The organism is Devosia psychrophila (assembly GCF_000971275.1).
In the GTDB taxonomy this organism is placed as follows: Bacteria; Pseudomonadota; Alphaproteobacteria; order Rhizobiales; family Devosiaceae; genus Devosia; species Devosia psychrophila.
In genome coordinates this window covers 1-1,130 of sequence record NZ_LAPV01000195.1, presented here as the reverse complement: position 1 = coordinate 1,130, position 1,130 = coordinate 1, and the positions used below count along the sequence as shown (strand labels likewise).

At 63.6% G+C, this 1,130-nt stretch carries 1 protein-coding gene and 1 pseudogene; both read left to right on the top strand.

Translation table 11 applies throughout. The annotated features are described in order from the left end of the window. A partial coding sequence (locus WH91_RS20340; protein WP_046172846.1) for a hypothetical protein occupies positions 1-260 on the top strand: 260 nt, incomplete at its 5' end. Next, positions 257-1,130: pseudogene (locus WH91_RS25990) on the top strand (MFS transporter); the annotation flags it as partial. The gene WH91_RS20340 and the pseudogene WH91_RS25990, both read left to right, overlap by 4 nt.

The following is a 1,130-nucleotide window of genomic DNA, read 5'->3' as shown; positions in this document are numbered from 1 at the left end:
AAGCCAAGCGGGACAAGTGGACCCAGAACCTAGGGGGGGCGGTTGGCTACAATTCCATCGCCTTCCCGATCGCGGCGGCCGGGTTCTATCCATTCCTGCTCAGCCCGCAGATCGCCGCGCTCGCCATGTCTGGCAGTTCGGCGCTGGTGGCGATCAACGCACTTCTGCTCAAGCGGACGAAGCTTGAGGGCATTCGGCCCTCCAACGCATCGAGTGATCAAGGCGCGGCGGGTGAGCGTACTGCAGCGGCGTCGGCATGATGCCCAACAACGGCGATCGAGGAGCCAAGTCCAACCGGGTCTTTATCGCACTACTCGCCGCTGTGTTCGTGGTTGCGCTCGGCTATGGGGTGGTTCTGCCGGTCCTTCCGACAATGGTGGCGGGACTGACAGCGGCTCCGGATTCAAGCACGATTGCACGACATGTGGGATGGCTCACCGCGGCCTATATTGCCGCTCCGCTGGTGATGGCCATCCTCTGGGGGCGCCTCTCGGCCGTAGTGGGTCGAAAACCCATAATTGTACTCGCGTTGTGAGGCTTTGGCGTTACCTTGGCCGCCACGGCTCTCGCCCCCCACCTGGCGGTGCTCTACATGGGCCGAATTCTGAATGGCGCCTTTGCCGCAGGTGTTGCCCCCTCCGTTCTAGCATTCATCGCTGATGTCGAAGTCGATGATGACCGCCGCGCTCGGGCCTTTGGCGCGGTCGGAATGGCGTCGATTGCCGGTTTCTTTTTCGGGCCCATGCTTGGCGGATTCGCCGCCGATTGGGGCAGCGGCCCCATGGGGTCTGGTCCCTTTATCGCGGCGTCTATCGTCGCAGTCATTGTCGCGGTCAGCGTCAGCGCGTTGCTTCCCAGTGCACGACGCATCACCTTGCAGCAGTACCAGGTCCCGAGGAGCGTCGTGGCAGCGCCACTACGCGGGGGGCTGCGGCTCCTGGTCCTTGCTGCAGTTGTGGCAGGCGGGCTGGTGGCCTTCGCAGTGGGCCTCACATTGAGGAACGGTGCCCGCGCCATGGCGCCCTGCGACCTGGCGATCATGTTTGCCGCCTGCAGCCTTGTCATGCTTGCCGTTCAAGGCTTCGTCTTCTCGCCTCCCGTCAAGCCCTCCTCTCCCTGCTGGCTCCTTT